This window comes from Pseudonocardia sp. (genome assembly GCF_050246655.1).
Taxonomy (GTDB): Bacteria; Actinomycetota; Actinomycetes; order Mycobacteriales; family Pseudonocardiaceae; genus Pseudonocardia.
Genome location: NZ_JBFWVQ010000009.1, coordinates 80,839 through 105,783 on the forward strand (window position 1 = coordinate 80,839; position 24,945 = coordinate 105,783).

A 24,945-nucleotide genomic window follows, 5' to 3' on the forward strand; every position below is an offset into this window, starting at 1 on the left:
GGCCTCGACGGATCGTCTCCGGGCGCGCGCCCGGGAGACCCGGCCTGACCATCCTCGCAGTCAGTCGAACGAGATCAGCCGCGTCGTGGTGGCGCCGATCGAGGACCCGATCGGCACCAGCACCGCCGGATCGACCGGCCGGTCCACGCGCAGCAGCATGATCGCGTCCGCCTTGTCGGTGGTCTGGCTGATCTGCGCCGCCTCGATGTTGATCGCGGCCTCGCCGAGCAGCGTGCCGACCCGGCCCATCACGCCCGGGCGGTCCGCGTACTCCAGCAGCACGACGTCGCCTTCGGCACGCAGGTCGAAGTTGCGGCTGTTGATCTCGACCAGCTTCTCCACCTGGGCGCGGCCGGTCAGCGTCCCCGACACCGTGATCGACTGCCCGTCCGGCATCGCCGCGCGCAGCTGCACGACGCTGCGGTGCGTGGCGCTCTCGGGGGCCGTGGTGAGCTCGGCGTGCACGCCGCGTTCGGCGGCCAGCGCGGGCGCGTTGACGAACGTGACCTGGTCCTCCACGACGTTGGTGAAGAGGCCCCGCAGCGCGGCGAGGCGCAGCACCGAGACGTCCTCGGCCGCGAGCTCGCCCGCCACGTCCACCGTCAGCGCGCTCGGCACCGCCCCGGCCAGCGCGTACAGGACCGCACCCAGCTTCTGCACGAGCGGCAGCCAGGGCCGGACCTCCTCGCCGACCACGCCCGCGACCTGCACGTTCACCGCATCCGGCACGAACTCACCGGCCAGGGCGAGCTGCACCGAGCGGGCGACGTCCGTGCCGGCGCGATCCTGCGCCTCGTCGGTGGACGCGCCCAGGTGCGGGGTGACGACCACCTGCGGCAGCTCGAACAGCGGGCTCGACGTCGTCGGCTCGGAGACGTACACGTCGATGCCGGCGCCGCCCACGTGGCCGCTGCGCACCGCCTCGGCCAGCGCGTCCTCGTCGACGAGGCCGCCGCGCGCCGCGTTGACGATGATCACGCCCTTGCGGGTGAGCGCGAGCTGGTCCTTGCCGATGAGGCCGAGGGTCTCGGCGGTCTTGGGCAGGTGGATCGAGACGATGTCGGCGCGGCCGAGCAGCGCGTCCAGCGTCATCAGCTCGATGCCGAGTTGGGCGGCGCGCGCGGGCGCGACGTACGGGTCGTAGGCGATCAGCTCGACCCCGAAGCCGGCCAGGCGCTGGGCGACCAGCTGGCCGATCTTGCCGAGGCCGACGATGCCGACGACCTTCCCCTGCAGCTCCACGCCCGTGTACGCGCTGCGCTTCCACTGGCCCTGCCGCAGGCTCGCGTCGGCGGCCGGGATCCGGCGGGCCGCGGCGAGCAGCAGCGCGACGGCGTGCTCCGCGGCGCTCACGATGTTCGACGTGGGCGCGTTCACGACCATCACGCCGCGCGCGGTGGCCGCCGGGACGTCGACGTTGTCCAGGCCCACGCCCGCGCGGGCGACGACCTTGAGCCGGTGTGCCACCGCGAGGGCCTCGGCATCCACCGTGGTGGCGGAGCGGACCATGAGCGCGTCGGCCTCGGCGAGGGCGGCGAGCAGGGCCGGGCGGTCGGTCCCGTCGACGTGGCGGATCTCCACGTCGTCGCCGAGCAGCGCGACCGCGGAGGGAGCGAGCTTCTCGGCGAGCAGGACGACGGGACGGGACGGGCTTGCGGTGCTCACGGCGCTGGGGCTCCCGGTTCGGGGCGGTCAGGTCGGTGTCGATCGTAGTTCCGGCGCGACCGGCAGGTCCCGGAGGCGTGAGCGGGGATACGCCGGCACGCGCGGCGGTGGGGTGGGGGCGCTGGGACGGCGGGGTCGCGGGCCGCGGGTCGCCAGGCCACGGCTCGCGCGAACGGCCCGTTCGGGAAACCCGACCCGCGCGAACGGCCCGTTCGGGAAACCCGACCCGCGCGAACGGCCCGTTCGGGAAATAGGTCTTCCCGTACGTGCCGTTCGCGCAGGCGGGCCGGACGACGCGGGCGGGGCGAGGCGGGCCGGACGACGCGGGCCGGACGACGCGGGCGGGTCAGGCCACCGCAGGCGGCTCCTGCCGCGCGTCCGGGTCGATCGGGGCCCGCTGCGGAACCGCCTCATCGCGGACCACGGCCACCAGCGCCGTGACGTCCGACATGATCGCCGCGGTGGCGCCGTCCAGGGCGGTGCGCGTGCGAGGGCCGCCGAGCCAGGGCGAGAGGTCGACCGGCGGGCCCGCCATCACCGTGACCCGCCGGAACAGGCGCAGCCGCGACGTGTCCGGCGGCAGGACGTCCTGGGTGCCCCAGTTCGCGACGGGGATCACCGGCACCCCGGTGACCAGCGCGATCTTGCCGATCCCGTTCTTGGCCTTCATCGGCCACCCGTCGGGATCAGCGGTGTAGGTGCCCTCGGGATAGAACGCGACGACCTCCCCGCGCTGCAGCGCCGCGATCGCCTCACGGTAGGCGTCCGTGGCCCGCGTGGACGCGCGGTGCACGGGGATGTGCTTGCCGCCTGCCAGGACGTTGCGCACCACCGGGACGTTCCACAGCTCGGCCTTCGCGAGAAAGCGGGGCATGCGGCCGTGGCAGATGGTGAACCCCACGTCGAAGATCGGGTCGCAGAACGACACGTGGTTGCACGCCAGCAGCACCCCGCCGGAACGGGGGACGTGCTCACCGCCGCGGAACGTGATCCGGTTGCACAGCATCGTGGGCACCCACAGCAGGGCGATGGCGAGCCCGAACCAGAACCCGGAGCCACGCCACCGCCGTCTGACCGCGAGTACCAGCGTGCGCCACAGCGAGAGGGGAGCCGGTCGCGGGCCCGTCATGCGCGGCACGCTACCGGTGCGCCGGGCCCGCCGGGGCGGGTCGTGATCGACGCGACGCGCGGGCGTCCCGCCGGATGCCGCCACGGCCTTCAGGCGCCCGCGCCGCCGTCCACCGGGACGATCGCGCCGGTCACCAGGGCGGCCCGGTCGCTGAGCAGCCACGCTGCCGCCTCGGCGACCTCGCGGGGCTCGGCCATCCGGCCGAGCGGGATCGACGCGTTGATCCGCTCGACGATGCCCGGTGTTGCGGCCTCCCATCGGTCGATCATCTCCGTCGCGGTGTCGCCGAGGGTGATGCCGTTGACTCGGATGCCGTCACGGGCAGGTCACGGCGGCGGTCTCGGTGATGCTGTTGAGCGCGCGCTTCATGGCGCCGTACGCGGGGAGGTCGGGGTTCGCGCGCCTGCCGCCGATGCTCGACGTGTTGAGGATCGCCCCGCCCGCGGCGCATGAGCGCGGCCTCGGCGGTCATGGCGGTCCAGTGCGCGCGGAAGTTCACCGCGATCTGCTCGTCGACGTCGTCGTCGCTCGTGGTGTCGAGCGGACCGGGCCGATGCTGGACGGCCGCGCCGTTGTTGAACGTGCCGTCGAGCCGTCCGTGCAGCTCCGCGACGCGATCGGCGGCGGCGGCGGCGGCGCGGATGCTCGCCCGGTCGGCGAGGTCCATGGTCACGGCATCCGCGACACCGCCGTCGGCGCGGATTCCGGCGACGATCCGCTGGAGGGCGTCGGTGCCGCGAGCGGCCAGCACGACGGCGGCCCCCTCGGCGGCGAAGAGCCGGGCCGCAGCCGCGCCGATGCCACGGCTGGCGCCGGTGATGAACACGACCTTGCCGGTGAGCAGGCCGACGGGTGCGATGTCGTTCGTCATGACCACAGCGTCGAGCCGCCCGGGGGCGAGGTCGGGGCTCAACCCCTGCGAGGCGCGTCGACACCCTGCGAAGCCAGCGGGATCACGACCCCGGGCGGACTCGGCAAGCCTCGCAGAGGCCAGACGCGCTTCGCAGACGCCGCAGCCCCTGCGAAGCGGGTCGAGACCCTGCGAGGTCGGGGCTCGACCCCTGCGAGGCGCGTCGACACCCTGCGAAGCCAGGGCTCAACCCCTGCGAGGCGCGTCGAGACCCTGCGAGGTCGGACCGCAACCCCTGCGAGGCGCCGTGAGGCTTTGCGACGTGCAGCAGACCCTGCGGGGCCGGGGGCGCCGGCGGCAGCGGCGATGCACGGCCCTGTCGGAAGCTCGCAGAGGCCGGGTGAGCGCTTCACCGCGGCCGGGCGTGCTTCGCAGAGGCCGGGCGCGCTCCGCAGAGGCCGGGCGTGCTTCGCAGAGGCCGGGCGTGCTTCGCAGAGGCCGGGCGCGCTCCGCAAAGGCCGCAGCCCCTGCAAAGCGGGTCGAGACCCTGCGAGGCGGGTCGAGACCCTGACAGGCAGGAGCTGGGGTCGTTACCTCCGCAGCCGCCGCGAGCGGCTCCGGCCGGCGGATGTCGGCCTCCGGCCGGGCGTACGACGCAGGACACCGGGTCTGCGCCGCGAGGAGGTCGCGGTCCGCGCGCGCATATCTCCACCGAGTACCGCGCATATCTCCACCGAGTACCGCGCACATCTCCACCGAGTACTACGTCCGGCTGGAGCCGGGCCGGGCGCCGCGCCCGTCGGGTGAGGTACTCGCCGGGATCGCGGACGCGCTGCGGCTCACGGACGCCGAGTCCGATCACCTCCATGTCCTCGCGGGCACCGCGCCGAGCCGGACCGGACTGCACCGCCGTGACGTCCGGCCGAGAATCCTCGCGCTGCTCGAACGACTGCCGCGGACCGCGGCCTTCGGGACGTCCGCCGCGTTCGAGGTGCTCGCGTGGAACGACCTCGCCGCCGCGCTCATGGAGGACTTCGCCGAGCGCGCCCCGGCGGACCGCAACCTCGCGCGCCGGGCGTTCCTCGGGCCCGCGATGCGGTGCGGGATCGCCGACGCCGCGGAGTCCGGCACCACGTCGTCATGGGGCTCCGCGCCGCCCGCGCCCGGTACCCGGCCGACCCCGAGGTGACCGGGCTCATCGACGAGCTCCGCGACCGCAGCCCCGACTTCGCCCGGCTCTGGGAGCGGCACGACGTGCAGGCCCGGCCGATGCTCATGAAGACCTTCCGGCACCCGGTCGTCGGCGACCTCACCGTCGATCGCGGCGCGCTCGCGCTCACCGACCGCGACCAGCACCTGATGCTCTACAGCGCGCCGCCCGGTTCCCACGGCGCCGAGGCGCTGGCGCTGCTGGGCGTTCTGGGCACCGAGGGCGTCAGCGCTCCCCGGCTGCCCTGATCACGGCCTGATCGCCGGGCACGCGGTCGGCCGTGAGGAGTCCGGGGGGCGCCAGTCGCATTAGTCGCATCAGTCGCGTCAGCCACGTCAGCCGCGTCAGCTGCGGTGGTCCCGCACGATCGGCGGTGTCCGGTGGTCGCGCACGATCGGGTCGGTGCTGACGACGACGCCCCCGGACGCGCCGCCGGCCTCGTCGGCGCCGTCGCGGTGGTCACGCACGACCGGGTCCGGGGCGGGCTCGACCGGGCCCCCGCCGGTCGGCACCCCCGGCGGGTCGATCGGCGGGAACGGACCCGGGTTCGTCGGCACCCCCGGCGGGTCGATGGGCGGGAAGGGGCCGGGGTTGGTGGGCGTCCCGGGGTCCTCCGGAGACCCCGGGTGCCCCGGCGTGCCCGGATCCCCCGGCGTGCCCGGATCCCCGGGCGAGCCCGGGTGCCCCGGCGCCCCCGGCGACGCCGGCGAGCCGGGCGGCCCGCCCTGCTCGGGCGCAGGCCCTTCCGCTGCGCCCCCGCCGAGCCCGCCGACGGGCGCCGCCGGCGCCGCCGATGCCGATGCAGGCGCCGCGACCGGCCCCGCGGGCAGCACGTCACCGAGCGGCGCCCGCGCGATCCCCTGCTTGTCCCCCGCCGGCGCGACCGCCGTGACGGGCCGGACGGGCTCCGCGGCACCCGCGGTGAAGGCGGTGAACCCGCCGACGGCCAGCGTCCCGCCCAGCAGGCCGCCGATGGCCGCGAGCATGACCTTGTGCGTACGAGTGGCGACCATGTCGTCCCTCCGATCCGAGTGCGGCCTGGTCGCCGCGTCGGAATCGATGCTGCGTCGGCGGGCGGCGCGCGTGCAGTGGCCCGGCGGTGACGCTTCACCCGCAGCGTGGCCAGGGTTTCCTGACCGTCCGGCAACCCGGGCGGTCCGGGCGGCTAGCCTGGATGTCCGCCCGATCCACGGGCGCGCCCGCGAGCACCAGGAGTACGACCCCGTGGCCGTCAAGCCGACCTCTGCCAAGATCGACACCATCGTCGCGCTGTGCAAGCGCCGCGGCTTCGTCTTCCCGTGCGGCGAGATCTACGGCGGCACGCGCTCGGCGTGGGACTACGGGCCGCTGGGCGTGGAGCTGAAGGACAACGTCAAGCGGCAGTGGTGGAAGAGCATGGTCACCGCCCGCGAGGACGTCGTGGGCCTGGACAGCTCGGTGATCCTGCCGCGCCAGGTGTGGGTCGCCTCCGGCCACGTGAGCGCCTTCCACGACCCGCTGGTGGAGTGCACGAACTGCCACAAGCGCTACCGGGCGGACCAGCTCGCCGAGGAGTACGCCGAGCGCACCGGCAAGGAGGTCGCGGAGAACGACGTCTCGGACGTCCCGTGCCCGAACTGCGGCGTGCGCGGCCAGTACACCGAGCCGCGCGAGTTCAACATGATGCTCAAGACCCATCTTGGTCCGGTGGAGACTGAAAATTCAGCGGAGGGCATGCACTACCTGCGCCCGGAGACGGCGCAGGGCATCTTCATCAACTTCCTCAACGTGCAGACGACGTCGCGGCGCAAGCCGCCGTTCGGCATCGGCCAGATCGGCAAGAGCTTCCGCAACGAGATCACGCCGGGCAACTTCATCTTCCGCACCCGCGAGTTCGAGCAGATGGAGATGGAGTACTTCGTCGAGCCGGGCACGGACGAGGAGCTGCACCAGTACTGGATCGACGAGCGCACGCGCTGGTACACCGACCTGGGGATCGCCGGTGCGAACCTGCGCCACTACGAGCACCCCAAGGAGAAGCTGTCGCACTACTCGAAGCGGACGGTCGACATCGAGTACCGCTTCGGCTTCACCGGCTCGGAGTGGGGTGAGCTGGAGGGCATCGCGAACCGCACGGACTTCGACCTCACCACGCACTCGAACCACTCGGGCGTGGACCTGTCGTTCTACGACCAGGCGTCGGGCACCCGGTACCGGCCGTTCGTGATCGAGCCCGCGGCCGGTGTGGCGCGCTCGATGATGGCGTTCCTCATCGAGGCCTACACCGAGGACGAGGCCCCCAACGCGAAGGGCGGGGTCGACAAGCGCGTCGTGCTGAAGCTGGACCGCCGCCTCGCCCCGGTGAAGGCCGCGGTGCTGCCGCTGTCGCGCAACGCCGAGCTCTCCCCCAAGGCGCGCGACCTGGCAGCACAGCTGCGCCGGCACTGGAACGTCGAGTTCGACGACGCCGGTGCGATCGGGCGCCGCTACCGCCGCCAGGACGAGATCGGCACGCCGTTCTGCGTCACGATCGACTTCGACACCCTCACCGACCAGGCCGTGACGATCCGTGAGCGCGACACGATGGCGCAGGAGCGGGTCGCTCTCGACCAGGTCGAGGGCTACCTCGCCGCGCGGCTGATCGGCTGCTGACGGCGGAGGAGGGCGCGCGCGGTCGGCTACCCTTCCTGCCAGGTGACGGAGTCGGCGGGGCGGCTGCGTGATCAGCGAGTGTGGTCAGGGAGTCAGGGGGCGGCTCCGTGGTGAGCGATGCAGAGGGGGCGGCGTGGCGGCTGACCTGGCGTTCGACGCGTTGGCCGACCCGATCAGGCGCGAGATCCTCACCCTCCTGGCCGAACGCGACGAGTGCAGCGCGGGCGAGCTGTCGGAGCAGATCAGCCGCGTGGGCCGCACCGCGGTGTCGAGCCACCTGCGCGTGTTGCGGACGGCGGGGCTCGTCGCCGAGCGCCGGGACGGCAAGTTCCGCTTCTACTCGGTGGACCGCACCGGCGCGGCGCAGGACGTCATCCGCATGCTGCAGACGCTGTTCCAGAGCTCGCTCGAGGAGGCGAAGGCCGCCGCCGAGCGCGCCGCGGGAAGGGGCGCCGAGCGCCCCGGACCCGACGTCCGAGCGATGTGATGAACCCGCTGGCCGTCACCGCCGAACAGCACGTCGCGGCTGCCCCGGAGACGGTGTTCGCGCTGTTCGGTGCCGGTGCCGGCGCGGGCTGGGTCTTCGACGCGACGTGCGACCAGGTGTCGGTGGGCGCGGTCGTCACGCTCCGGGTGCCCTTCGGCAACCCGGTCGAGCTGCTCGGCCGGATCAGCAGGCTCGACCCGCCGCACCGCATCGAACTGGTGCACGACCTGCCCTGGCGGGGACGCGTCCGGCTGCTTCTGGATGCGGACGGGGCGGGCACGCGCGTGCGGCTGGTCGCCGACGTGGACGCGGCGGGCCTGGAGTGGCTGATGCGCCGCCACGGTCATCCCGTCGAGGATCCGGGCCCGTCCGGTGCGCACGTGCTCGGCCTGCTCACCAGCAAGTCCGGCTCCGGCAGCGTGTTCGCGGCGGCCACCGAGTACGCGGCCACCCTGGCCGTCGAGGAGGTGAACGCGGACGGCGGGGTGCACGGGCGGCCGCTGCGGCTGGTCGTGGGCGACGACGCCACGCAACCGTGGATCGGCGCCGCGGAGGCGCGGCGGCTCGTGCGCGCCGGCGCCCGTGCCGTCCTGGTCACCACGACGTCGGCGACGTTCGCCCGGACGGCCGCCGTGCTGCGCCACTCCGGGGTCCTGCTCGTCCAGACCCTGATGAACGAGGGCGGGCTGGGCGACGAGCTGCGCTTCCAGCTCGGAGAGCGCCCGCTGGCGCAGCTGAGGGCCGCCTGCGGCCCGGTCATGCGCAGCGCCGCCGGGCGACGCTGGTTCCTGGCCGGCAACGCCTACGTGTGGCCGCGCATGGTCCACGGCGAGGCCCGGCGGGTGCTCGGCGAGCAGGCCGCGACGATCGTCGGCGAGCGGTTCGCCCCACTGGGGACGGGCGAGTTCGGCCCCCTGATCGAGCGGATCGAGCGGTCGGGTGCGGACGTGGTGCTGTCGAGCTTCGTCGGTGCGGACCTGGTGGCCTTCGAGCGCCAGTGCCATGCGATGGGGTTGCGCCGGAAGGTGCGCACGCTCGCCCTGACCCTCGACGAGCCCACGCGCGAGCGCATCGGGGACGCCGCGGCCGAGGGCATGTGGGGCGTGTCGGGCTACTTCACCGACCTGCCCGGGGCGCGCAACCAGGCGTTCCTGCGCCGCTACCGCGCGCGGTACGGCCGGTTCGCGCCCCCGTTGTCGAGCATCGGCGAGTCCGCCTACGAGGGCGTGCACCTGTACGTGGCCGCGGCCCGTCGGGCGTCGACCACCGACCCGGCGGAGGTGGCCCGCGAGCTGCTGTCGGCACGGGTTCCGCTGCCGCGCGGGGTCGTCGCGCTGGACGGCCCGGAGGGCGCGCCGCAGCAGCTCCATCTCGCCGAGGCCCGGCCGGGCGGGTTCGCCCTGTATCCCACCGGTTGATCTTATGTGTCAACGCGTCGCGAAGTATTGACGCGTTGGGCGGGCGGCCCTACGTTCCGAGCCGGTACGGCACTGCGACCGCGAGGAGCCCCCATGCCCGTGCAGCCACCCGATCCCGACATCATGCGGAAGGTCGCCGCGCAGTACGGCCTGGGCCTCACCGATGCCGACCTCGAGGCGTTCAGCCCGCTCGTGACCGGCCTGCTCGGCTCGTGGGACGCCGTCGAGGAGCTGTACACCGCCGCCGTCCCCGCGATGCCCGAGCGCGCGTGGACCCGTCCGGAGCCGGGTGACAACCCGTACAACGCCTGGTACGTGACCACGTCGGTCACCGGACGCGGCGAGGGCCCGCTCGCCGGGAGGACGGTGGCGATCAAGGACAACATCACCGTCGCCGGCGTCCCGATGATGAACGGCTCGGTGACCCTCGAGGGCTACGTTCCGCTGCGCGACGCCACCGTCGTCACCCGGCTGCTGGAGGCGGGCGCCACGATCGCGGGCAAGGCGGTGTGCGAGGACCTCTGCTTCTCCGGCGGCTCGCACACCTCCCGCACCGGGGCGGTCCGCAACCCGTGGGACGAGGCGCGCTCGGCCGGCGGCTCCTCCAGCGGCAGCGCGGCGCTGGTCGCGGGCGGTGTCGTCGACCTCGCGATGGGCGGCGACCAGGGCGGCTCGGTGCGCATCCCGTCGGCCTACAGCGGCACGGTCGGGCACAAGCCGACGCACGGTCTCGTCCCCTACACCGGGGCCTTCCCGATCGAGCAGACGATCGACCACCTCGGCCCGATCACGCGCACGGTGGCGGACGCCGCGCTCGCGCTCTCGGTGCTCGCCGGGCCGGACGGGCAGGACCCGCGCCAGCCGCGCGACCTCGTCCCGGACGACTACGTGGCCGCCTTGGGCCGCGACGCCACGGGCATGCGGGTCGGCGTGGTCGCGGAGGGCTTCGGACATCCGAACTCGCAGGCCGCCGTCGACGACACGGTCCGCGAGGCCGTCGAGGCCCTGCGCGGTGCGGGCCTGCACGTCGAGGACACCTCGATCCCCTGGCACCTGCACGGTGCGCGGATCTGGGACGTCATCGCCACCGAGGGGGCCACCGCCCAGATGGTCGACGCCAACGGCTATGGCCTCAACTGGCAGGGCCTCTACGATCCGGAGGTCATGGCGCACTACGGGGCGAAGTGGCGGGAGGACGCCTCGGAGTTCTCCGAGACCGTGAAGCTGGTGCTGCTCGCGGGCCGCTACACGCTCGACCGCTACCACGCCCGCTACTACGCGATGGCCCGCAACCTGGTGCCGCAGCTGCGCGCGGCCTACGACGAGGCGCTGTCGCGCTACGACGTGCTGGTGATGCCGACGCTGCCGGTGCAGGCCAGCGAGCTGCCGGGGGACGGGGCCTCCCGCGAGGACGTCATCGGCCGGGCGCTGGAGATGCTCGCCAACACCTCCGTCCAGGACGTCACCGGCAACCCGGCGATCTCGGTGCCAGCGGGCCTCTCGAACGGCCTGCCGGTCGGCATGATGATCGTCGGAAAGCATTGGGACGACGCAGGAGTACTGCGCGTGGCACACACCTTCGAGCAGGCCGTCGGGGGCTTCCCGGCGCCTGCACCGGCGACCGTGGGGAGCAACCGATGAACGGCGTGCACGACCTGGGAGGGACCGACGGACTGGGACCGGTTCCCGTCGAGTCCGACGAGCCCGTCTGGCACTCCGAGTGGGAACGCGCCGCGTTCGGCATGTTCTCGATGCCGTTCCGCGCGGGCTGGTTCGGCGTCGACCAGTTCCGCTTCGGCATCGAGCAGATGCACCCGGCGATCTACCTGCTCTCGCCCTACTACGAGCACTGGGCGCACACCGCCGAGCACTTCGGCGTGGAGCGGGGCGCGCTGGATCCCGATGAGATCGAGAAGCGCACGCAGTACTACCTGGAGAACCCGGACGCCCCGCTCCCCCAGCGGTCGGACCCGGACCTGATGGCGTTCGTCGAGGCCGCCGTGAAGCACGGCGCCCCGGCGAGCCGCGAGTCGGACAAGGTGGCGCAGTTCGCCGTGGGCGACCGCGTCACCGTGATCGACTCCAGCCCGCACGGCCACACCCGGAGGGCCCGCTACATCCGCGGCAGGACCGGGGTGATCGAGCTGGCGCACGGCACGTTCATCTACCCGGACAGCGCAGGCAACGGTGGCGGCGACGCTCCCGAGCACGTCTACACCGTGAAGTTCACCAACGAGGAGCTCTGGGGCCCGGAGGCCGCCGAGCCGAACGGCGTCGTCTACTTCGACGTCTGGGAGCCCTACATCGTCCCCGCCACCCAGGGAGCAGCAGCATGACCGCCATCCACTCGCCGAAGGTCAAGACCCCCGAGGAGATCGCGGCGCGGGTCAAGGCCCTCGAGTCGATCATGATCGAGAAGGGGGTCATGACCACCGAGGCGATCGACCGCCTCACCGAGATCTACGAGAACGAGGTCGGCCCACAGCTCGGCGCGAAGGTCGTCGCGAAGGCCTGGACGGACCCCGACTTCAAGGCCCGCCTGCTCGCGAACGCGACGGAAGCCTGCGCCGAGCTGGGCATCGGCGGCCTGCAGGGCGAGGACATGGTCGCCGTCGAGAACACCGACACCGTCCACAACGTGATCACCTGCACGCTCTGCTCGTGCTACCCGTGGCCGGTGCTCGGGCTGCCGCCGAACTGGTACAAGGGCCCGCAGTACCGCTCGCGGATCGTGCGCGAGCCGCGCAGGGTGCTGCGCGAGGACTTCGGGCTGGACGTGCCGGACTCCGTCGAGGTCCGGGTGTGGGACTCGTCGTCGGAGATGCGCTACTGGGTGCTGCCGAAGCGCCCGGCGGGCACGGAGGGACTGGGCGAGGAGGCTCTGGCCGCGCTCGTCACCCGGGACTCGATGATCGGCACCGGCGAGGCGCGGACGCCGTGACGGGATTCCGCCGGGACACGACCGAGCTGGGTGACGCCCGCAGACGGGTGGAGGCGCTGGTCGGCACCGAGGAGACGGCCCAGCGCCCGTTCGAACATCCGTGGGAGCTGCGCGCGTTCGCCATGGCCGTGGCCGCGTACCACAACGGGCAGTACGAGTGGTCGGAGTTCCAGCTGTCGCTCATCGAGTCGATCAAGGCGTGGGAGCGCGGGGACGGCGGTGAGCCCTGGTCGTACTACGAGCATTGGCTCACCGCCCTGGAGACGGTGCTGACCGGTTCCGGCGCGCTCTCGGAGGCCGCGCTCGACGAGCGCACGCGCGCGGTGCTCGCCACCCCGCGCAGCGCCAACCACCACGCGGCCCGCCGCGAGCCGGTCACCGTCGATCCCGCGGTCGACCCGGCCCGCCGGTAGGCCGAGGCTGTCGGTCGCCGTCGCTACTCTGGATGCGTGACGACCGGAACTCGCGCCCCGACCCTGCGGATGCTGGGCGTGGCCCTGCAGCGCTGGGCGGGCGACGGCCCCGTCGGGGTGGTGCGCGTGCTGGACCGCCACGGCTTCGGCACGGTCGAGTCCGGCCAGCTGCTGGCCGGCACGGCCGGTGGCGAGGTCGCGGGCGAGGTGTACCGCGGCGCGCTGGACGGGGTGGCGGTGCCGCTGGTCGCTGCGGTCTCGGCGGTCTCGGCGGTGCCCGCCGCGCGCAACGCGCACGTCGCCGAGGGCCCCGCGGTCGCGGCGGGGCTGGCCTGCTCGGGCGGGGCCACGCTGCTGGGGCATCCGCTGCCGTCTGAGGTGGCGGCCGCTCTCGGCGCCGCGCTGGAGCGGGGCGTGCCCGCCGCGCTGGTCTCCCCCGCGGACGGCACGGCGGCGCTCGCCCTCGCCGGCCCGGAGCTGGAAAGGGTCGTCGGGACGCTGGCGGGTGCCGGGGTCGTCGAGGCGGCCGTCGCGCACGCCCGGGGCAGGCTGCGCCGCGGCGCCACACTCACGGAGCGCTTCGACGTCGCGGGTGCCGATCTGCTGCTCGACCTGTGGGTGCCGGTGCCGTCGGTGCTCTCGGTGGGGTCGGGCGCCATCGGCGAGGCGCTGCTCGCGCAGGCCCGGCTGATGGGCTGGGGCGCCCGCCACGAAACAGAGGTGGCGGCCGCCCGCGCCGCGGTCGCGGAGTTCTCGGACTCGGACGTGCTCGTCCTGCTCGACCACGGGCCGGCGTTCGACGCGGTGCTGATCGAGGGCCTGCGCCGCGGTCGCGGCTTCATCGGCGCTCTGGGCTCGCGTCACACCCAGTCCGCCCGCCGCGAGCGACTGCATGCCGCGGGGCTCACCGAGGCGGAGCTCACTCGATTGCACGGCCCGGTGGGGCTCGACCTCGGGGCGCGCACCCCGGCGGAGACGGCCGTGTCGATCGTCGCCCAGGTCGTCGCATCCCGGTCGGGCCGGGGCGGCACAGCGCTCGCGGCCGCCGAGGGCAGGATCGGCGGGTGAGTTCGACGGGGGGCTCCACGGCCGAGCAGCCGACGGTGCCGATGCGGGCCGCAGGCGCGCGGGGCGGCACCGCAGACGGCTCGCCGGATGCGCGGCGCGGACCGGGCGACCCGGCGGGCGGGTGGCCCCGCGGGGGCGGCTCGCCCGCAGGCCAGGCCGCCGCCGATGCCCAGACGGTGCGCCAGCGCGCGCCCGGCGGCCCGCGGGCGGGCGAGGGGCACCGACGCAGCACCGTCACCCGTGCGGACGGCCGGCAACCACACCGGGGCGGCGTCGCGGGGGGAGACGAGGCGCACCGGGCCGTCGCCGTCGGCGAGGCCCGGTCCGACGGCGGGTCGCGCCCGCGCCGGCCGCGCCGCCGCCGGGGCGTGTTCGGCTGGGCCTGGCGCATCGTCGTCGCCCTCGTGCTGCTCGCGATGCTGGTGGTCGGGGGCACGGCGTTTCGGGTGTGGCAGGTCGCGCGCGTGGACGACCGCCGCCCCGTGGACGCGGTGGTCGTCCTCGGTGCGGCGCAGTACGACGGCGAACCGTCGCCGATCTTCGCGTCCCGGTTGCGGCACGCCGAGCGCCTTTACGAAGCCGGGCTCGCGCCGCGCATCGTCACCGCAGGCGGCGGGCGCGCCGGGGACGCCTACACCGAGGCGGAGGCCGGGCGGCGCTACCTGATCGGCCGCGGCGTGCCCGCGTCGGCGGTCGAGGCCGTCGGGGTCGGCGGCGACACGCTCACCAGCCTGCGCGCGGTCGCCGAGCGCGCGCGGGCGGAGGGCTGGCACTCGGCGCTGATCGTCAGCGACCCGTGGCACTCGCTGCGCGCCCGCACGATGGCGCGCGACAGCGGGCTGGACGCGTGGACCTCCCCCACCCGCAGCGGCCCCGTCGTCCAGACCCGGGAGACGCAGGCGCGCTACATCGTGCGCGAGACGGGGGCACTGCTCTACTACACGATCACGCACGACTCGGTGGACACGCCGACGACCGGTGTCGGATAGCGGTCGGCTCGCGATGGCCCCCGGCCCCGTCACCACCGCCGAGGACGGCGAGATCCTCCCCCGCGCCCGGTACTCCGCGCACGACCGCGAACGGCTGCTGCCCGAGCCGCCCAAGGACAGCGGCCCGGACCGGCGCAGCCCGTTCGCCCGGGACCGGGCGCGGGTGCTGCACTCCGCGGCGTTGCGCCGCCTCGCCGGGAAGACGCAGGTGGTCGGGCCGGGCGAGGGTGCGGAGTTCAGCGGTGCGCCGCGCACCCGGCTCACGCACTCGCTGGAGGTGGCGCAGATCGGGCGCGGCATCGCCGAGGACCTCGGCTGCGACCCGGACGTCGTGGACACCGCCGGGCTCGCCCACGACATCGGGCACCCCCCGTTCGGGCACAACGGCGAGCGTGCTCTGGCCGAGTTCGGCGCCGCGCACGGTGTCGGCTCCGGGGTCGGATCCGGGGTCGGCTTCGGTGTCGGCTCCGGTGTCGGCTTCGAGGGCAACGCGCAGACGTTGCGGATCCTCACCCGGCTCGAACCCAAGATCGGCCGGGAGGGCCTGGCGGCGGGGCTGAACCTCACGCGGGCCACGCTGGACGCCGCGTGCAAGTACCCGTGGGTGGGCTCCCCCGGCGGCACGCCCGCGAAGTACGGGGCGTATCCCGAGGACGCCGCCGTGCTCGCGTGGGTGCGCGAGGACGCCCCACCGGGCCGCTGCTGCCTGGAGGCCCAGGTCATGGACTGGTCGGACGACGTCGCGTACTCGGTGCACGACCTGGAGGACGGCATCGTCGCGGGCCGGATCGACCTCGCCGCCCTGGGCTCGGCCCAGGAGCGGGCCGCGCTGGTGGCGCTCGCCGCACACACGTTCGGCGTGCCCGCGGACGATCTCGCCGAGGCGGGCGAGGGCCTGCTGGCGCTGCCGGTCGTGGTCGCCGCGCGTGCCCACGCGGACGACGTCGCTTCCGCACCGGCGCACGTGGCCCTCAAGCGGCTCACGAGCGAGCTGGTGGGCCGGTTCGTGCACGCCGCCACCGCGGCCACGCGCGAGCGGTTCGGCGACGCGCCGCTGTGCCGTTTCGAGGCCGACCTCGTGGTTCCCGCCGGGGCCCGGGCCGAGGTGGCGCTGCTCAAGGCCGTCGCGCTGCGGTACGTGATGAGCGACCCGAGGCGCCTGGCGGCACAGGTGCGCCAGCGCGAGCTGCTCGCCGAGCTGGCCTCGGCGCTCCTGGCCGGAGCCCCGGGGACGCTGGACCCCGTGCTCGTCCCGGACTGGACGGCCGCGGCCGACGACGCGGCGCGGCTGCGGGTGGTGGTGGACCAGGTCGCGCTGCTCACCGACCACCAGGCCGTCGCGCGGCACGCCGCGCTCACCGGCTGATCCAACTCATCCCGGGCATCCCGCCCCTGGTATCCCGCGCGCTCCCATCCCACCCGCGGTGCACGCTCACATCCCGCGCGCACCCCCCGCCCGTCCCGCGGCCGGTCTCGTCCGGCCCGTGGGAGACCCCGCGACGCGCTCGAACACACGCTCGACCGCTCACATCCCGCCCCACGCCCTCCCCTACATCCCGCCGCGCACGCTCACATCCCGCGCGCACCCCCCGCCCGTCCCGCGGCCGGTCTCGTCCGGCCCGTGGAGACCCCGCGACGCGCTCGAACACACGCTCGACCGCTCACACACACCCCGGGGTACTCGCACATACCGCAGGCGGTGTGTGCCACCACCTGCGGGTGTGCGCCACCGCCCGCACACATGTGCCACCGACATGTGCCACCGACCCCTGTGCCACCGCCCGCACAGATGTGCGACCGAACCGGTGCCGCCGACCCCTGTGCCGCCGACCCCGGGACGGACGTCACACCCCACGGGGAAGCGCGGCGATCACGGCACCGGGCAACGGTGACAGCGTGCCCGGGCAGCGGCCCGGCGCGGGCGAGGGGGCGAGGGGTCGAGGCCACGGCGAACCGAGAACGGCGCGACGACGAAGGCGACGCACCAAAGCTGCACCGACGCGGCGGGAACAGCGAGGCGAGCGCGGCACGGCTCCGCTACGGCAACGGCCGGGTCGCCGGACCCGGCAGCGGCTCCCCCGGACAGTCGCCGAGCACCCGCAGGATCGCGTCGCGCTCGGCCGGGGTGACCCAGAGCCGGTAGCGGGCCTTCACCGCGACCTGCCGGGCCACGAAGGCGCAGCGGTAGCCCGTCGCGGGCGGCAGCCACGTCGCGGCGTCCCCGTCGCCCTTGCCCTGGTTGAGTGCGCCCGCGGTGGCGACGAGGTTGAGCGGATCGTTCGCGAGCTGCTCGCGCTCGTGGCGGGTGAGCCGCTGGGCGCCCGTCTGCCAGGCGTTGGACAGCGACACGATGTGGTCGATCTGCACGTCGGCGCTGGTCGTGGGGCCGCGGCGGAAGGCGATGACGTCACCGGTGTAGGGGTCCACCAGCTGGCCGGTGTGGACGAGGCAGCGGCTGCCGCGAACGAAGCGCTCGTCGACGAGGTCGCGGGCGAGGATCTGGTTGCGCTGGTCGCAACCGTCGCCGTCGACGTCGGCCCACGCCTCACCGAACTCGTCGCGCGCGTAGCCGGTGCGGGGAGCACGACCCTTGACGGGGAGGGTCGCGAGGACCTCCGCCGCAGGGCCCGCGGCGGCGGGTGGGAGGCCACCCGGATCGGGCAACCGCTCGACGATCTCGCCGACGACGCCGCAGCCGCAGAGCAGCGCCGCCAGCGCGAGCAGCGTCGCCGCCGCACGGATCCGGTGCATCGCCCGCCTCTCGCTCCGCACCGCTGCCGATGCCATCCCGCCGACGGACCCACCGGGCCCGTCACCGTGCCGCATCCTCCCCCGCGCCTGCGACTGGCCCCCGGACGGCACGCCGGGCCATGCTGGGTTCGTGCGCACTCTGGGAAACATCCTGTGGCTCGTCCTCGCGGGCTGGTGGCTCGCCCTCGGCTACATCATCGCGGGGATCGTGGCGTGCATCCTGATCGTGACGATCCCGTTCGGGATCGCCGCGTTCCGGTTGGCCGGCTACACGCTGTGGCCGTTCGGCCGGCACGTGGTGGTCGCGCGCGGCGCCGGGATCTTCTCGCTGATCGGCAACATCATCTGGATCGTGCTGTTCGGCTGGGAGCTCGCGATCGCCCATGTCGTGGCGGGCCTGATCCTGTGCCTGACGATCATCGGCATCCCGCTGGGCATCGCGGCGATGAAGCTGGTGCCGCTGGCCCTCGTGCCACTCGGGACCCGTGTCGTCGCCTCGGACCGGATGCTGCCCGCCTACGAGCGCGAGCTGCGCTGACGCCTCGATTGACCTGAAGACGGCTTCAGCTTCTACCGTCGTCCCGGTGACCCACACCGACACGGCCACGGGCCCGGACCGCACCCGCTGGGCGCCAGTCGTGGCGCTCGGGATCGGGATGCTCGTCGTCACCTCGGACATCTCGATCATGGCGGTGACGCTGCCGGGGATCAGCGCCGATTTCGGCGTCGGACCCGCGACGGTGGCGTGGGTCCTGCTGGCCTACGCGCTGCCGCTCGGGGCGATGGCCGTGCCCGCTGGCCGGTGGGCGGACGGCGCAGGCGTACGCCCGGCGTTCCTGCTCGGCCTCACCGGGACGGCGGTGGCGAGCGTGCTCGGGGCGCTCGCCCCGACGTTCCCGCTGCTGCTCGCGGCGCGGGTCGCGCAGGGCCTCACGGGCGGGATCGTGATCGCGGTGTTCATGCCGCTCCTGCTGCGCACCGTGCACGCTGCCCAGCGGGGCCGGGCGATGGGGTCGATCATCACGATCATGACGGTGGGTGGTGCGGCGGGCGTGCCGATCGGCGGGCTCGTCGCAGGCGTCCTCGGCTGGCGCGAGGTGCTGCTGCTCAAGCTGCCGCTCGTCGCCGTCGCGATCGTCACCGTGCTGCGCTCGGTGCCCCCGGGGGGTGGGCTGCCGGCGCCTGGACGGGCGCTCGTCGGCGAGGCGCTGCTGGTCGGCGGTGCGGTGACCGCGCTGCTGTTGGGGCTGGACCGGGTCGCGTCCGCACCCGGCATCGCGATCGCGCTGGCCGTCGTCGCGGCGGTCCTGCTCGTGGTGTGGGGGCGCCTCGACGCCACCCGGCCGCTGCTCGCGCTGGCCCGCCGCCCCGAGGTCGCGGCGATGCTGACCGCGCTCTTCGCCGTGTCGGCGACGATGGGGCTGATGGCCTTCCTCGTGCCGTTCCTGGTCGCAGATGTGCTGGGGCGCTCGCCGGAGTTCACCGGGGTGGCGCTGCTGTTCCTCATCGGGACGATCGCGCCGGTGTCGTCCCTGGCCGGGTGGGCGTCGGACCGGCTGGGGACGCGCGGGGTCGCCCTCGCCGGGGCCATCGTGGCGGTCGTCGGCGTCCTGACGATGCTCTGGCTGCCCGCGGACGCCGGGCTCCCGGACCTCGCCTGGCGGCTCGCCGTCCTGGGCGCGGGCATCGGCCTGTTCAACCCGCCACTCAACGCCGCGATCCTCGCCGCGTCCCCACCCGCGATGGCGGGCACCGCGGGCGGGCTCGCGATGACGGTGCGCACCCTCGCCATGACCGGCGGGCCCGCGGTCGCCGCGCTCGCGTGGACAGCCGCCGGGGGCGGGATCGACGGCTTCCGCGCCGGTGTGGTCGCCCTCGCCTGCATCGCCACGCTGGGCGTCGCCGCGCTCGCCGCACCGTGGCGCTCGCCGCGGTGACCCGGCCAGGATGGGACCATGGACGAGCTGATCGCGAGACTGCGGCGGATCTCGGTGTCGTCGCTGTGCGACGCGGACAAGACCATGCGGGCCTGCGATCCGGCGATCCACGCCCTCGTACCGGTGACGACGGTCGCGGGCCCGGCCGTCACCGTCGTCGCGGACGGCGACCTGCTCGGCATGCTGGCCGTCGTGACCTCCGCTCCGGCCGGCTCGGTGCTCGTCGTCGATTCCCGCGGCAGCACCCTTGCCGCCTCCGGGGAACTGTTCGCCACCGAGGCCCGCCGCCGCGGGGTGGCCGCCATCGTCGTGGACGGCTACTACCGCGACCTGCGCCGCCTGCCCGGCGTCGGGCTGCCGGTGTTCGCCCGCGGCAGCCACCCGGCGGCAGGGCCGATGGCGGGGCCCGCCGAGTTCGGCGGCAAGATCCGTTGCGGCGGTATCGACGTCTCCCCCGGCGACATCGTCGTCGGTGACGAGGACGGCGTGCTCATCGCGCCGCCCGAGCGGGTCGCGGCGCTGATCGACCGAGCCGAGGAGATCGAGCGCACCGAGGCAGGCGTGCTCACCGCGATCGAAGCGGGGACGCCGTTTGCGGAGCTGTCCAACGCCGCTGAGCACGTCGCCGCGCGGGCGGAGGGCCGGGAGAGCACGTTCACGTTCCACACCTGACCCGCGAGTTCCGCATCCCACCCCCGCGAGTTGCGGCTTTCGTCAGCCGCGATCGGGTCACCCGCGGCGTCCTCAGCGCCGACCGGCGCGAGTTCCGCATCCCACCCCCGCGAGTTGCGGCTTTCGTCAGAACCGCACCCGCACCCGCCCCAACTCGCCGAAATCCGCCACCACCTGGTCATCGGGGCCGATCTCGGCGGGGGTGGTCGTCGTCCCCGTCGTGACGACGTCGCCCGCCCGCAGGCCGGTGCCGAGCCTGCGCAGCTCGTTGGCCACCCAGGTGAGCGCCGTGCGGGGGTCACCGAGCACGTTCCCGCCGCACCCGGTCCGCGCGAGCACGCCGTTGACGAGCAGCGCCGTCGGGCTCGCGGCGAGGTCCACCTCCGCCCAGCCGGGGACGGGCTGGCCGAGCACGAACCGCCCGGCGGCGGCGTCGTCCGCGACGAGCTGGGCGATCCCGGCGGACTCGTAGCCGACCAGCCGGGTGTCGGGCGTCTCGACGGCGAGGTGCATCGCAGCGACGGCGGCGAGCACCTCGGCCTCGGCGAGCGGCTCGCGGCCGTCGTCCAGGTCCGCGGCCAGCACGAACGCGAACTCGGCCTCCGCGACGCGCAGCAGGTTGTCCGCGACGGGCAGCCGCTCGCCCTCCTCGTGGCGGAACCGGTCGAACAGCCGCCCGGCGAGCGGCCCGTCGACACCGATGTGGGCCTGCCCGGCCGTCGACGTCGCCGCGATCTTCCACCCGTACGACGGCCCGACGATCGCCGCGAGCGCCTCCTGCACCGCGAACCCGTCCTCGATGCTCGCGGGGCGCAGGCCGGCGGGCAGCGCCGCCAGCCGCTGCCCCGACTGCCACGCCGTCCACAACCGCTCCGCAGCCTGCACCGCCCGCTCGTCCACGCCCGAGGTTCTACCGCGTCGAGAACGACGCTACGCAGCCGACGGGGCCCTGTGGATCAGCACAACGTCGTTCTCGACGGCACACGACCACCGGCCCGACGGCACACGACCACCGGCACCGTGGCCCTGTCGGGCACCCCGCCTACACTCGGGCCCGTGGCAGGCCGGATCCGCGACAGCGACATCGCGGAGGTCCGCGACCGGGCCCGCATCGACGAGGTCATCGGCGACTACGTGGCCCTGCGCCGCGCGGGCGCCGGCTCGCTCAAGGGCCTTTGCCCCTTCCACGACGAGAAGACTCCCTCGCTGTCGGTGCGCCCCACGCACGGCACGTTCCACTGCTTCGGCTGCGGCGAGGGCGGCAGCGTGATCGACTTCGTGATGAAGATCGAGGTCATCGGCTTCGTCGAGGCCGTGGAACGACTCGCCGATCGCGTCGGCGTCCGGCTGACGTACGAGGGCGGCGGCAGCTCGGTGCAGCGCGACCGCGGCACCCGTTCGCGCCTGCTGGAGGCCAACCGCCGCGCAGCCGAGTTCTACGGGGAGCGCCTCCGCAGCCCCGATGCCACGCCGGCGCTCGCCTTCCTCACCTCGCGGGGGTTCGACGCAGCGGCCGCCGCCACCTTCGGCTGCGGGTTCGCCCCCGCCGGGTGGGACAGCCTCACGAAACACCTGCTCAGCGCTGGTTTCACGCTGGAGGAGCTGTACAAGGCGGGGCTCTCCCGGGAGGGCAGGCGTGGCCCGATCGACCGCTTCCACCGCCGCCTGCTGTGGCCGATCCGCGACCTCGGTGGGGACGTCGTCGGCTTCGGCGCCCGCCGGATCGTCGACGACGACCCGATCGAGGCGAAGTACCTCAACACCCCCGAGACGCCCGTCTACCGCAAGACGCATGTGCTGTTCGGGCTGGACGTCGCCAAGCGGGAGATCGCGAAGCGACGGCAGGTGGTGGTCGTCGAGGGCTACACGGACGTCATGGCGATGCACCTCGCCGGCGTCCCGACGGCTGTCGCCTCGTGCGGCACGGCGTTCGGCACCGAGCACGTCAGCGTGATCCGGCGGCTGATGGGCGACGACTCCTTCGACCGCGGCGAGGTCATCTACACCTTCGACGGCGACGCCGCCGGGCAGGCCGCGGCCCTCAAGGCGTTCGAGAGCGAGCAGACCTTCACCACCCAGACGTTCGTGACCATCGCTCCGGACGGGCTGGACCCCTGCGAGCTGCGCCAGCAGCGCGGCGACACCGCGGTGCGCGACCTCGTGGCCCGCCGCGAGCCGTTGTACGAGTTCGCGATCCGCTCGATGCTGCGCGAGCACGACCTGGACACCGTCGAGGGCCGGACGGCCGCGCTGCGTCGCCTCGTCCCTCTCGTCGCGAAGATCAAGCGCGAGGAACTCCGCGACGAGTACGCCCGCCGCCTCGCCGGCTGGACGGGCTGGAGCGACGAGTTCTCCGTGGTCCGCCGCGTCCGCGAGGAGGCGGGGATGCCGCCCGAGCGGGTGCGTGGGCGCCGGGCCGCCCCCGCGCCGCCCCGCAAGGACGATCCCCGGCTGCACCTGCAGCGGGAGGCACTGAAGTCGGCGCTGCAGGTGCCCGCGATCGCCGGGCCGAGCTACGACGAGCTCCCCGAGCAGGCCTTCACCCATCCCGCGTTCCGCGCGGTGCACCGGGCGGTCGCCGCCGCGGGCGGGGTGTGCGGCGGGCGGCAGGGCCAGGAGTGGGTCGAGGCGGTCCTCGCCGGGTGCACCGCGGAGGAGCGCGGGCTCGTCACCGCGCTCGCCGTCGAGCCGCTGGAGCTGCCGCGCAAGAACACCGAGGAGGCGCGCTACGTCGCGAGCGTCGTCGCCGGGGTGCGGTTGGCGCTGGTGGAGGCGCAGGTCGCAGACCTCAAGTCGCGGCTGCAACGCACCAACCCCATGGAGGACGCGGACGCCTACCACCAGCTGTTCGGCGACCTCGTGCCGCTCGAGCAGTACCGCATCGCCCTGCGGGACAAGGCGATGGGAGCGGTCCCGTGAGCATGCGCTCGGTGTTCGCGCGGCTACTCGGGCGTGAGGAGCTGCCGGAGGACTTCGCGGGCACCCTGGCCGGCGAGGAGCGGGTGCTGGCGCTGGCGCCCGTGGTCGGCGGCGGGCACGTCGTCGTCACCTCCCTCGGGATGTGGCTGCCCGAGGGCCGCCGCGTGAGCTGGCACCTCCTCTCGAAGGCCACCTGGTCGAGCGGCACCATGGGCCTCGTGGAGGCGGACGAGGTCGAGACGCTCGAAGGCGTCGTCCTGCTCGCGGACCGGGCGCCCCGACAGCTGCGGCTCGCCGAGCCCGGCCGGGTGCCGCAGGCGGTGCACGAGCGGGTCACCGGCTCGGTGCGCAGCCGCCACCACCGCGACCTCCCGGGCGGGGGTGCCTGGTTCGTCCAGCGCAAGGTGCCCGGGCGGGACGGGGTGGTGCTGCAGGTGCGGCCCGATCCCGGGACCGATCCGGGCGCCGTCCGGCGGGTGGCTGCCGAGGTGGGGCGCACGCTGCGGTCGTCGTAATGGCCTCGGGCGTCGCTGCGCACAGACCGTGCTACGCGGGCCGGCCGCGCAACTCGAGGTCGTCGAGCAGCATCGCGACGAGACGCTCCTCCATGACCGACCGCCCGTGGTCCGCGAGCGCCGCCGCTAGCTGTGGCTCCCACGGCGTGGCGACGGGCGGCCCGCGCAACGGCTCGGTCTCACCCGCGGCGAGTGCGGCGAGATAATCGGACGCCCCCATGCGCCACGGCCGTGCACTCACCCGCGCCAGCGCCGACGCGGTGATCCGCAGCCCGGCCCAGTCGAAGTCGTTGCGCCAATGCACCTCGGCGCCCGCGTCGACCGCGGCACCGAGCAGCCGCCAGCACGCCGTCGACGGCACCCCCTCCGTGCACACCAGCGCACCGCTATGCGGGCCGAGCCGACCGGCGGCGGCGCGCAGCACGGCGGGGTTCTCGCAGACGGAGACGCGGTCCACCCTGGGCGTGACCGGCAGCGTCACCAACTGGTGCAGCGTGATCCGCAGCGGGATCCCCCGGGCCGCGGCGTCGGTGAGCCAGGAGCCGAGCCCGTCCCCGTCGGCCGGCAGGTTGAGCACGAGAACCTGGCTGGCCAGGTCGTCCACCACCACGCCCGCGGCGTCCCACAGGGCCCGCCGGGCTTCCGCCGTGGCGGGCACGTCGGTGACCTCGCGCAGGGCCAACGCCCGCAGCACCAGCTGCGGAAGCGTGCCACCAGACAGCGCCTTCGGGTCCCCCGTGACCTCCTCGGCCAGCACCGGCAACGGGACGGCCACCAGCGACGGGGCGGCGAGCGCCGGCAGCCGATCCAGCACCGCGGCGGCGAGCGGCACCAGGTGCGGCTCGCCGCGGCGGACGAGGCGGGTCAGTGTGCCGTCGGCGACCAGCCCGTCCCGCCACGCCGCGAACCACTCCTGCCCACCATGGACGACGCTGGTGAGGGCGGCGAGCACCGCGTCGCGTCCGGCGGCCTCCGCGGCCCGCTCGGCCGGCCGGTCGCGCAGAGGAGCCCCGGTGCGGCAGAGCGCCTCGACGAGCGACTCGCCCCGGGTTCGCCGCAGCCCGGCGTCGAGCTCGGCGAGCGTGACACTCAGCCGCGCCGTCCCCGGCGCTCGGTGGCGGCCGGTGAGACCGATGACGGTACGTCGCTCCGCCTCGGTGGGGTCGGCCAGCCCGACCCGCGCGTCGAGCCGCCCGCCGGTGCGTTCCAGGCTGCGGCGCGCTGCCGCCAGCAGCCGCTCCCATCCCGGTTCGGTCGTCACTCCGCCTCGTCGGGCTCGGGTTCCGGGTCGGGCTCCAGCTCGTCGAGCAGCCCGCCGCCCCGACCGGGCCGGCGTCGGGTCTGCGGCGA

21 protein-coding genes and 2 pseudogenes are annotated in these 24,945 nt (G+C 74.4%); 16 read left to right on the forward strand and 7 right to left on the reverse strand.

What is annotated here, in order from left to right; translation table 11 throughout:
* Positions 1-60 precede the first annotated feature (60 nt).
* The 3 genes and pseudogenes from serA to AB7J25_RS05430 all read right to left on the reverse strand — a co-directional run bounded on the left by serA (position 61) and on the right by AB7J25_RS05430 (position 3,665).
* Positions 61-1,665 (reverse strand): phosphoglycerate dehydrogenase, encoded by a 1,605-nt coding sequence (serA, locus tag AB7J25_RS05420; protein ID WP_428505661.1) that lies wholly within the window; start codon positions 1,663-1,665, stop codon positions 61-63.
* A gap of 346 nt (positions 1,666-2,011) precedes the next feature.
* On the reverse strand, positions 2,012-2,794 hold the full coding sequence (locus AB7J25_RS05425; protein ID WP_428505664.1) for a lysophospholipid acyltransferase family protein: 783 nt from the start codon (positions 2,792-2,794) through the stop codon (positions 2,012-2,014).
* Between the two features lie 89 nt (positions 2,795-2,883).
* A pseudogene (locus AB7J25_RS05430) lies at positions 2,884-3,665 on the reverse strand (SDR family NAD(P)-dependent oxidoreductase).
* Between the two features lie 607 nt (positions 3,666-4,272).
* On the opposite strand from AB7J25_RS05430, the pseudogene AB7J25_RS05435 reads away from it, so the two are divergent.
* Positions 4,273-5,102, forward strand: a pseudogene (locus AB7J25_RS05435) (transcriptional regulator).
* 96 nt (positions 5,103-5,198) lie between these two features.
* Here AB7J25_RS05435 and AB7J25_RS05440 read toward each other — a convergent pair.
* A complete protein-coding gene (locus tag AB7J25_RS05440) occupies positions 5,199-5,867 on the reverse strand; it encodes a collagen-like triple helix repeat-containing protein (protein ID WP_428505666.1) in 669 nt (222 codons plus the stop codon).
* Positions 5,868-6,078: 211 nt separating this feature from the next.
* Here AB7J25_RS05440 and AB7J25_RS05445 point away from each other — a divergent pair, with 211 nt between their 5' ends.
* The 10 genes from AB7J25_RS05445 to AB7J25_RS05490 all read left to right on the forward strand — a co-directional run bounded on the left by AB7J25_RS05445 (position 6,079) and on the right by AB7J25_RS05490 (position 16,167).
* Complete coding sequence (locus AB7J25_RS05445; protein WP_428505668.1) at positions 6,079-7,485, forward strand: glycine--tRNA ligase; 1,407 nt, start codon at positions 6,079-6,081, stop codon at positions 7,483-7,485.
* A 133-nt stretch (positions 7,486-7,618) separates the two neighbouring features.
* Positions 7,619-7,972: a metalloregulator ArsR/SmtB family transcription factor gene (locus AB7J25_RS05450; protein WP_428505670.1), complete on the forward strand. Its 354-nt coding sequence runs from the start codon at positions 7,619-7,621 to the stop codon at positions 7,970-7,972.
* The gene (locus AB7J25_RS05455) at positions 7,972-9,390 is read left to right on the forward strand and encodes an ABC transporter substrate-binding protein (RefSeq protein ID WP_428505672.1); all 1,419 of its coding nucleotides are present in this window, start codon (positions 7,972-7,974) and stop codon (positions 9,388-9,390) included. Before AB7J25_RS05450 ends, AB7J25_RS05455 begins: the two co-directional genes overlap by 1 nt.
* A gap of 93 nt (positions 9,391-9,483) precedes the next feature.
* A complete protein-coding gene (locus AB7J25_RS05460; RefSeq protein ID WP_428505674.1) occupies positions 9,484-11,031 on the forward strand; it encodes an amidase in 1,548 nt (515 codons plus the stop codon).
* Positions 11,028-11,726 (forward strand): nitrile hydratase subunit beta, encoded by a 699-nt coding sequence (gene nthB / locus AB7J25_RS05465; protein WP_428505676.1) that lies wholly within the window; start codon positions 11,028-11,030, stop codon positions 11,724-11,726. Before AB7J25_RS05460 ends, nthB begins: the two co-directional genes overlap by 4 nt.
* Positions 11,723-12,331, forward strand: a complete 609-nt coding sequence (gene nthA, locus AB7J25_RS05470; protein ID WP_428505678.1) for a nitrile hydratase subunit alpha — start codon at positions 11,723-11,725, stop codon at positions 12,329-12,331. Before nthB ends, nthA begins: the two co-directional genes overlap by 4 nt.
* Positions 12,328-12,744: a nitrile hydratase accessory protein gene (locus tag AB7J25_RS05475; RefSeq protein ID WP_428505680.1), complete on the forward strand. Its 417-nt coding sequence runs from the start codon at positions 12,328-12,330 to the stop codon at positions 12,742-12,744. Before nthA ends, AB7J25_RS05475 begins: the two co-directional genes overlap by 4 nt.
* A 36-nt stretch (positions 12,745-12,780) precedes the next feature.
* Positions 12,781-13,812 carry an XdhC family protein gene (locus AB7J25_RS05480; RefSeq protein ID WP_428505682.1) on the forward strand — a complete coding sequence of 344 codons (1,032 nt, stop codon included), beginning with the start codon at positions 12,781-12,783 and terminating at the stop codon, positions 13,810-13,812.
* A 416-nt stretch (positions 13,813-14,228) separates the two neighbouring features.
* On the forward strand, positions 14,229-14,801 hold the full coding sequence (locus AB7J25_RS05485; RefSeq protein ID WP_428505707.1) for a YdcF family protein: 573 nt from the start codon (positions 14,229-14,231) through the stop codon (positions 14,799-14,801).
* A gap of 13 nt (positions 14,802-14,814) precedes the next feature.
* Entirely contained in the window at positions 14,815-16,167 is a 1,353-nt protein-coding gene (locus AB7J25_RS05490; RefSeq protein ID WP_428505684.1) for a deoxyguanosinetriphosphate triphosphohydrolase, read from the forward strand.
* 671 nt (positions 16,168-16,838) lie between these two features.
* On the opposite strand, the gene AB7J25_RS05495 is transcribed toward AB7J25_RS05490, so the two are convergent.
* Positions 16,839-17,552 carry an HNH endonuclease family protein gene (locus AB7J25_RS05495; protein WP_428505686.1) on the reverse strand — a complete coding sequence of 238 codons (714 nt, stop codon included), beginning with the start codon at positions 17,550-17,552 and terminating at the stop codon, positions 16,839-16,841.
* Positions 17,553-17,682: 130 nt separating this feature from the next.
* On the opposite strand from AB7J25_RS05495, the gene AB7J25_RS05500 reads away from it, so the two are divergent.
* The 3 genes from AB7J25_RS05500 to AB7J25_RS05510 are packed head-to-tail and all read left to right on the forward strand — an operon-like array spanning position 17,683 to position 20,161.
* The gene (locus tag AB7J25_RS05500; RefSeq protein WP_428505688.1) at positions 17,683-18,090 is read left to right on the forward strand and encodes a YccF domain-containing protein; all 408 of its coding nucleotides are present in this window, start codon (positions 17,683-17,685) and stop codon (positions 18,088-18,090) included.
* A 46-nt stretch (positions 18,091-18,136) separates the two neighbouring features.
* Positions 18,137-19,489, forward strand: coding sequence for an MFS transporter (locus AB7J25_RS05505; RefSeq protein ID WP_428505690.1), 1,353 nt, complete (start codon positions 18,137-18,139; stop codon positions 19,487-19,489).
* 18 nt (positions 19,490-19,507) lie between these two features.
* The gene (locus AB7J25_RS05510) at positions 19,508-20,161 is read left to right on the forward strand and encodes an RraA family protein (protein ID WP_428505692.1); all 654 of its coding nucleotides are present in this window, start codon (positions 19,508-19,510) and stop codon (positions 20,159-20,161) included.
* 126 nt (positions 20,162-20,287) lie between these two features.
* Here AB7J25_RS05510 and AB7J25_RS05515 read toward each other — a convergent pair whose 3' ends face one another.
* Positions 20,288-21,061, reverse strand: coding sequence for a 2-keto-4-pentenoate hydratase (locus AB7J25_RS05515; RefSeq protein WP_428505693.1), 774 nt, complete (start codon positions 21,059-21,061; stop codon positions 20,288-20,290).
* Positions 21,062-21,217: 156 nt separating this feature from the next.
* Here AB7J25_RS05515 and dnaG point away from each other — a divergent pair, with 156 nt between their 5' ends.
* Together dnaG and AB7J25_RS05525 are read left to right on the forward strand one after the other, a co-directional pair.
* Positions 21,218-23,080: a DNA primase gene (gene dnaG, locus AB7J25_RS05520; protein WP_428505695.1), complete on the forward strand. Its 1,863-nt coding sequence runs from the start codon at positions 21,218-21,220 to the stop codon at positions 23,078-23,080.
* Between the two features lie 2 nt (positions 23,081-23,082).
* Positions 23,083-23,595 carry a hypothetical protein gene (locus tag AB7J25_RS05525; RefSeq protein WP_428505709.1) on the forward strand — a complete coding sequence of 171 codons (513 nt, stop codon included), beginning with the start codon at positions 23,083-23,085 and terminating at the stop codon, positions 23,593-23,595.
* Between the two features lie 31 nt (positions 23,596-23,626).
* Here AB7J25_RS05525 and AB7J25_RS05530 read toward each other — a convergent pair whose 3' ends face one another.
* Positions 23,627-24,856, reverse strand: a complete 1,230-nt coding sequence (locus tag AB7J25_RS05530; protein WP_428505697.1) for a TIGR02679 family protein — start codon at positions 24,854-24,856, stop codon at positions 23,627-23,629.
* Positions 24,857-24,945: the final 89 nt, after the last annotated feature.